Here is a 6,714-nt window from a genome sequence, read left to right as displayed (position 1 = left end):
GTCCACCACCTTGCCGGACATGTAGCCCTGCGGAGGCGGAGGCACCCAGCAGGGCTACATGTCCGGCAAGGTGGTGGACGCCCGCGGCCAGCCGATGCAGGGGGTGGTCGTCGTGGCGGACAACACGATGATCTACGACACCAACGCCCTGGGCACGACGGGCTCGGATGGCACCTACCGCATCGACGTCAGCTCTCCGGCGGGGACCTGGCACGCCAGCGCGACGCACAAGGTCCAGTACAACAGCCGCTCCTACACCTTCGACCTGGATCCGAACGACGACGCCGTCTTCGCCGGAAACGAAGGCGCGGTGCGCAACTTCACCTGGAAGCTTTCGGGCAAGCGCCCCGACCTGGGCTTCTACGGTGGGTTCGTCGCCGTGTACGTGGATCAGCTGCTCGACCCCGCGGACCCGGAGCAGCCCATCACCTCGGACGACATCGAGCTGACGCTGACCCCGAACGGGAAGCTGGTGGACGGCAGCGACGGCGCGCCCATCACGAAGAAGCTGGTGCGCACGCCGGATGGTGACGCGGTGGAGGACGTGCCCGTCGGCCGGTACACGGTGACCGCCCGGTACGCCCAGGCCGGCAAGGCAGTCCGGCCCATGCAGGTCCGCATCAAGGACACCGGCGACTACGCCAATTCCGTGACGGCGGACTTCGAGGTCCTCGTCACCACCCGGCATCAGATCCTGCTGAACGCCCAGCTTCCGACGCCCTGAGTCACAGCCATGCGCCGTGAGCTCCGGGGGCAGGGTGCCTGCTCCCGGGGCTTTCGCGCGCGTGCCATGCGTGGCCCGCAAAAGCGAAGAGCCGGCCTCCCGCGAAGGAGGACCGGCTCTTTCTGCCAGGAAGCGGCAGGATTACTTCAGGTTGCCGATGATCGACATCGCGATCTCGTTCAGCTTCTTCATGATGTTGGAGGCGAAGGCAACCGACTCCTGCTGCTTCTGGAGCATCAGCTGGGCCTCGGCGCGGGTACGGTCATCGCCCGTGAGGCCCTTCAGGGACGCCTGCTCGGTGGCGTTCAGGCCCTGGCTGGTGTTGAAGGCCTTCGAGATGGCGGCGCCGGCGACGGTAGCGTTGGACATGGGATGTCTCCAGGTTTTTGGTAGCGGGTGGGTGCGCTGCGAAGCTGCTTACAAAAGGATTATGGGGGATCGGGGTCCGGAAGTTTCCTCGGGATTTCCGATCCTGATTTTTCCCTCCATTTCCTGGTTTCGCGCGGTGCCCGCCGGTTCGCCCGCATAGGAGGTAGGGCCCTCCCGGGTGCGCGGATGGACCCTGGCTGGAAAATTCGCCCTCCTCCAAGCGAAACTCCCGGCTGCCCGCGAGCGACAATCCCACCAGTTGATCTATTTCTAGCGCTTTCCTGACCTCCAGTTCCCTTTCCCGGGGGATGCCCATGGCGACGAACATCAGCGGTCTGAACACCCAGACGCTCAGCGTGAAGAACCCTGCTCAAGGCGTCGTGAACGACGCGACCATCGCGAAGAACACGAAGCTCATCGAGACCACGCTGGGCCAGGTGGACAAGGCCATTGCCGGCGCGACCGCGAAGTCGGACAAGGCGAACGCCAAGGCCGATCAGATGGGCAAGTCGGTGACGACGAAGAGCGCCTCCGCCAGCTCGGGCGCCTTCCCCACGGAGACGCCGAACCCGCTGGACAACGCCAACGCGCGCTACTCCCTGGAGGTCGATGGCAACAAGATCAAGACCCCGGGTGGCTACACCATCGAACCGCTGGGCCAGTTCGAGTGGAAGGTGACGGGGCCGGACGGCAAGGAGACCCGCGTGTGGGGGGATCCGCACGTGGACGAGGGCGACGGCGGCAAGTGGGACTTCAAGAACGACACCACGTTCGTGCTCGGTGACGGCACCCGCATCAACGTCAACTGCGTGCCGTACGGCAACGGCATGACGGTGACGGGCTCGCTCGACATCATCATGGGCGACGACCACGTGTCGGTGAAGGACCTGGACAAGGGCAAGGGCACCATCAGCGCGGTGAAGCGCGACGCCGTCGACGAGGCGGTCCGCTTCGCGGGTCAGAACAAGACCGTGGACGTCGTGACCATGGGCGCCTCCACGGACGACTGGACCTTCGAGAGCGCGGAGATCGTCGGCTCGGAGAACGGCGGCGAGGTCCTGAAGAAGGGCGGCGACGTCAACGTGAGCCACACCTACGGTGGCTCGGCGAACCCGGCCCTGTCCGCGAGCAACAAGGAGCCGCTGGCCGCGCTGCAGAGCCGCCTCAACGCGGTGACGAACACCTTCGACTCGCTGTCGCAGACGCGCACGAAGGGCTTCAACCCGTTCACCCGCGTGGATGACTTCGGCGGCGCGTACGACAAGAGCAAGCACCGCAAGGGCCTGACGGAGGCCTTCGACTCGGTGACCACGATGCTGAAGGCCCTGAAGCAGATCCCGCGCATGAGTGATACCGTGCGTCCGCGCAACATCTTCTTCTAGTCGCCACACCCTCCAGCGAGCGGGGCGGTGTGGTGCCCCGCTCGTCAGGAGGTTCACGTTGAGTTCCAAGCCCCCATCCCCGGCCACGCCCGCCGAGTCCCGCCAGCAGGAAGAAGATGAGCGGTTGATTCGCGGAGAAGTGACGCTGGGTGAGTTCCTGAAGATGCCGCAGGCGACGCTCTACCGCTGGGCGACGACGGCACACCAGATCATGCAGGCGGGCAGGACGGCCCAGGCCCTGGACATCTTCAAGGGGCTCGTCGCCGCGTCGCCGTATGACAGCGTGCTGCACTGCCAGGTCGGCGCCGCGTACATGACGCTCGAGCGCTTCGACGAGGCGTTCAACGCCTTCGAGCAGTCGCTCAAGTTCAACGCCGACAACGGGGATGCGCTCGTGGGCCGCGGGGAGATCTTCCTGCGCCGCGGCAACGTCCCCGCCGCGCTCCAGGACTTCAGCCGCGCCATCCAGAACGACCCGTCCCTGCAGCGCCGCTCCACGCAGCGGGCGCGCGGCACGTTGCTCGCGCTCAAGCAGCAGGCGGAGCGGGTCCAGGGTTCGGGCGGGCCGTCCGCCCCTTCAAAGAAGTAGGCCGCGTGCCCCGTGCGTCCCTGGCGTGAAGCCAGGGGCGCCGCGCCATGCGTGGCCCGCAAAAGCGAAGAGCCGGCCTCCAGTGAAGGAGGACCGGCTCTTTCTGCCAGGAAGCGGCAGGATTACTTCAGGTTGCCGATGATCGACATCGCGATCTCGTTCAGCTTCTTCATGATGTTGGAGGCGAAGGCAACCGACTCCTGCTGCTTCTGGAGCATCAGCTGGGCCTCGGCGCGGGTACGGTCATCGCCCGTGAGGCCCTTCAGGGACGCCTGCTCGGTGGCGTTCAGGCCCTGGCTGGTGTTGAAGGCCTTCGAGATGGCGGCGCCGGCGACGGTAGCGTTGGACATGGGATGTCTCCAGGTTTTTGGTAGCGGGTGGGTGCGCTGCGAAGCTGCTTACAAAAGGATTATGGGGGATCGGGGTCCGGAAGTTTCCTCGGCATTTTCCGATCTTTTTCGCCGCCAGAAAAGAGGGCCCCGGAAAACCGCACCGCACGCGGGGACGCACCCTCTTTGGAGGTTGTGCCGATAACAGACTAAGCTGTCCGCGCCCGAAGCCACCCCCAGTCCCTCGGTGGTCGGTTGCGGGCCCACGTCCTCCTGTCCTCCCTGTGAGGGACCCGCGCTGATGACGACCGAATCCAAGGCTCCGGTGTCGAACGACAACGCCCGGCCGCTGTCCGGCCCGGAGATGCTCGAGCGGGCCACCGAAGGCTTCAACCTGTTCCAGGACGGGCAGTTCAACGAGTCGCTGGGGCTCTTCCAGCACCTGGCCTCGTTGGATCCGTCAGAGGCGTACTTCCAGACGGCCCTGGGGGCCTGCCACCTGGCACTGGAGGATCTGGACGCCGCGGTGGCCTGCTTCAACCGCGCCATCGAGCTGGACCCCTCCGACATCACCCCCTTCGTCAACCGGGGCGAGGCCTTCCTGCGGCAGGGCCGGGTGACGGACGCCGCCCGTGACTTCCAGCATGCCGTGTCGCTGGACCCGGAGGACAAGGACCCCCTGAGCCGCCGTGCGCGCATGCTCGCCGCCGCGGCCCTGGAGAGCTCCGACGAGGGCGCCGAGGCCGAAGCCCCCGAGGACCGCTCGTAGCTTCCCCGCAGGCCCCTCCCTCGCCAGGGGAGGGCACACCCCCCCTTGGGAACCGGGGCGGGCACGGACTAGGATGGCGCCCCGAGAATGGCAACCGGCGATCCGAACAGCTTCCTGAACAAGTACTCCGATATCGTCCTGGCGGTGGTCGTCGTGGCCATTGTCGGGATGATGATCGTCCCGCTGCCGACGTTCCTGCTGGACATCCTGCTGACGCTGAACATCAGCATCTCGGTGGTACTGCTCCTCATCTCTCTCTACGTGCCAGGCGCGCTGCAGCTGTCGGTGTTCCCGACGGTGCTGCTCATCACGACGATGTTCCGCCTGTCGCTCACCATCTCCACCACGCGACTCATCCTGCTCACCGGCGACCCGGGCGAGGTCGTCGTCGCGTTCGGCAACTTCGTGGTGCAGGGCAACTTCGTCGTCGGCGCCATCCTCTTCCTCATCCTGGTGGTGGTGAACTTCATCGTCATCTCCAAGGGCTCGGAGCGCGTCGCGGAAGTGGCCGCGCGCTTCACCCTGGACGCGATGCCCGGCAAGCAGATGTCCATCGACGCGGACATGCGCGCCGGCTCCATTGATCAGGAGCAGGGCAAGAAGAAGCGCCGCGACCTGGAGCGCGAAAGCCAGCTCTTCGGCGCCATGGACGGCGCCATGAAGTTCGTGAAGGGCGACGCCATCGCGTCCATCATCATCACGGTCATCAACATCGTGGGCGGCCTCATCATCGGCGTGACCCAGAAGGGGATGGCCGCGGGCGACGCGGCGCAGAAGTACACGCTGCTCACCATCGGTGACGGCCTCGTCGGCATGATCCCCGCCATCCTCATCTCCACCTGCGCCGGCATCCTGGTGACGCGCGTGGGCGGCGAGGAGGAGGGCGCGCACCTGGGCAAGGACGTGGGCACCCAGCTCACCGCCTACCCGAAGGCCATCGCCATCGCGTCGGCCATGCTCGTGGGCCTGGGCCTCATCCCCGGCCTGCCCAAGATTCCCTTCTTCCTCCTCGGCGCGGGCGCGGGCTTCGGCGCGTACACGATGATGAAGAAGAAGGACGCGGATCAGGCCGCGGAGGACGCGGGCCCCGCGACGGAGTCCAGCTTCGGCACGCCGGTGTCTTCAGAGCCGGCGCCCAAGGAGCAGCTCAACCCGGACTCGGAGCTGTTCATCCCCGTCGTCACCCCCATCGTGTTGGAGGTGTCCGACGCGCTGGTGCCCTTCGTGGACTCGCGGCAGGACGGCGGCAAGTTCCTCTTCGAGCTCATCCCGTTCATGCGCGACGGCCTCTTCGTGGAGCTGGGCGTGCGCTTCCCCGGCGTGCGCGCGCGCGGCAACGGCGGCCTGCCGCCCGGGGCCTACCAGATTCAAATCAACGAGGTCCCCGTCGTCACCGGCCAGGCCACCCTGGGCCACATCCTGGTGAACGACACGGTGGAGCGCCTCAAGCTGATGAACATCCCGGGCTTCGAGGCCATCAACCCCGCGACGCGCCAGCCGGCCGCGTGGGTGCCGGAGCAGTACCGGGAGACGCTGGAGGCCGCCAGCCTCACCACCTGGGACGTGCCCGGCTACATCATCCTGCACACCGCCGCCGTGCTCCGGAAGAACGCCCGCGAGTTCGTGGGCGTGCAGGAGACGCAGACGATGCTGGAGCAGCTGGAGAAGGCGTTCCCGGCCATCGTGAAGGAAGTGGTCCCGAAGATCGTCAACGTGCTGAAGCTGACGGACATCCTCGGGCGGCTCGTGGAGGAGGAGATCTCCATCCGCGACCTGCGCGGCATCCTCCAGGCCCTGTCGGAGTACGGCCAGGTGGAGGCGGACAACGTCATGCTCACCGAGCATGTGCGCGCCTCGCTGCGCCGGTACATCTCCCACAAGTACGCGCGCGGCACCGGCACGCTGGTGGTGTACCTGCTGGATCCGAACATCGAGGAGGCCATCCGCAGCTCCATCAAGCGGACCTCCGCGGGCGCCCACCTGGCGCTGGAGCCGGACATCGCCCAGGAGATCGTCGGCGCGGTGCGCTCCGAGTGCGGCCACCTGCCGCCCAGCGCCCAGCGCCCCGTCATCCTCACGGCGATGGACATCCGCCGCTACGTGCGCAAGCTGCTGGAGTACGAGTTCAACCCCTCGTTCTCCATCCTCAGCTACCAGGAGCTGTCGCCCGAGCTGAACATCCAGCCGGTCGCGCGCATCTCCTCCGGCCGCTAGTCCCGCGGTCGGAAGTTCGGGAGTCTGGAAGCAGTCCGACGGCCCCGCGAGGGGCCGTTTTCGTTCAGGCGCCTGCGAGCACGGCGATCATCAGCGCGAGGAACGTCAGTCCCACCACGCCCATGACGATGAGCGGGACGAACTTCTTCTTGTCCGCGAGCCCCTCCATCACGCCACCGCTGTCGGCCTCGGGCTCGGGCATGGACTCGCCCTGGCCCTCGTCGGGCGGCGGCTCCTCGGAGGACGCCTCGGAAGACTCTTCGGAGGACGCGGGGGCCTCTTCGGCGGCCGCGGGGGCGGGCTCCGGCTCGGGTTCCGGTTCGGGCGCTGGCGGAGGC

Annotated in this window: 7 protein-coding genes and 1 pseudogene; 5 read left to right on the top strand and 3 right to left on the bottom strand. The window is 66.9% G+C overall.

Annotation, left to right across the window (positions count from 1 at the left end):
* The first annotated feature begins 58 nt into the window (after positions 1–58).
* Complete coding sequence (locus tag D7X12_RS37465; RefSeq protein WP_120629984.1) at positions 59–724, top strand: carboxypeptidase-like regulatory domain-containing protein; 666 nt, start codon at positions 59–61, stop codon at positions 722–724.
* A gap of 141 nt (positions 725–865) precedes the next feature.
* Here the strand turns inward: D7X12_RS37465 and D7X12_RS37460 are convergent, their stop codons facing one another.
* On the bottom strand, positions 866–1,093 hold the full coding sequence (locus D7X12_RS37460) for a hypothetical protein (protein WP_120629982.1): 228 nt from the start codon (positions 1,091–1,093) through the stop codon (positions 866–868).
* A 314-nt stretch (positions 1,094–1,407) separates the two neighbouring features.
* Between D7X12_RS37460 and D7X12_RS37455 the strand changes: the two genes are divergently transcribed.
* Positions 1,408–2,475, top strand: coding sequence for a DUF1521 domain-containing protein (locus D7X12_RS37455; RefSeq protein ID WP_120629983.1), 1,068 nt, complete (start codon positions 1,408–1,410; stop codon positions 2,473–2,475).
* Positions 2,476–2,533: 58 nt separating this feature from the next.
* Positions 2,534–3,064 carry a tetratricopeptide repeat protein gene (locus tag D7X12_RS37450; protein ID WP_244225016.1) on the top strand — a complete coding sequence of 177 codons (531 nt, stop codon included), beginning with the start codon at positions 2,534–2,536 and terminating at the stop codon, positions 3,062–3,064.
* A 122-nt stretch (positions 3,065–3,186) separates the two neighbouring features.
* Here D7X12_RS37450 and D7X12_RS37445 read toward each other — a convergent pair whose 3' ends face one another.
* Positions 3,187–3,414 (bottom strand): hypothetical protein, encoded by a 228-nt coding sequence (locus D7X12_RS37445; protein ID WP_120629982.1) that lies wholly within the window; start codon positions 3,412–3,414, stop codon positions 3,187–3,189.
* 280 nt (positions 3,415–3,694) lie between these two features.
* Here D7X12_RS37445 and D7X12_RS37440 point away from each other — a divergent pair, with 280 nt between their 5' ends.
* Both D7X12_RS37440 and sctV read left to right on the top strand, forming a co-directional pair.
* Positions 3,695–4,162, top strand: a complete 468-nt coding sequence (locus D7X12_RS37440) for a tetratricopeptide repeat protein (RefSeq protein WP_120629981.1) — start codon at positions 3,695–3,697, stop codon at positions 4,160–4,162.
* An 87-nt stretch (positions 4,163–4,249) separates the two neighbouring features.
* On the top strand, positions 4,250–6,376 hold the full coding sequence (gene sctV, locus D7X12_RS37435) for a type III secretion system export apparatus subunit SctV (protein ID WP_120629980.1): 2,127 nt from the start codon (positions 4,250–4,252) through the stop codon (positions 6,374–6,376).
* A 64-nt stretch (positions 6,377–6,440) separates the two neighbouring features.
* On the opposite strand, the pseudogene D7X12_RS37430 reads toward sctV, so the two are convergent.
* Positions 6,441–6,714: pseudogene (locus D7X12_RS37430) on the bottom strand (FHA domain-containing protein); the annotation flags it as partial.

This window comes from Corallococcus sicarius (assembly GCF_003611735.1).
GTDB classification, from domain to species: Bacteria; Myxococcota; Myxococcia; order Myxococcales; family Myxococcaceae; genus Corallococcus; species Corallococcus sicarius.
The sequence above is the reverse complement of the archived record's forward strand: the minus strand, read 5'-3'. Positions and strand labels throughout refer to the sequence as shown.

Excerpts from the sequence above, each read along its gene's own strand:
- D7X12_RS37465 (WP_120629984.1), top strand. The coding sequence starts at position 59 with ATGTCCGGCAAGGTGGTGGACGCCCGCGGCCAGCCGATGCAGGGGGTG.
- D7X12_RS37460 (WP_120629982.1), bottom strand. The coding sequence starts at position 1,093 with ATGTCCAACGCTACCGTCGCCGGCGCCGCCATCTCGAAGGCCTTCAAC.
- D7X12_RS37455 (WP_120629983.1), top strand. The coding sequence starts at position 1,408 with ATGGCGACGAACATCAGCGGTCTGAACACCCAGACGCTCAGCGTGAAG.
- D7X12_RS37445 (WP_120629982.1), bottom strand. The coding sequence starts at position 3,414 with ATGTCCAACGCTACCGTCGCCGGCGCCGCCATCTCGAAGGCCTTCAAC.
- D7X12_RS37440 (WP_120629981.1), top strand. The coding sequence starts at position 3,695 with ATGACGACCGAATCCAAGGCTCCGGTGTCGAACGACAACGCCCGGCCG.
- sctV (WP_120629980.1), top strand. The coding sequence starts at position 4,250 with ATGGCAACCGGCGATCCGAACAGCTTCCTGAACAAGTACTCCGATATC.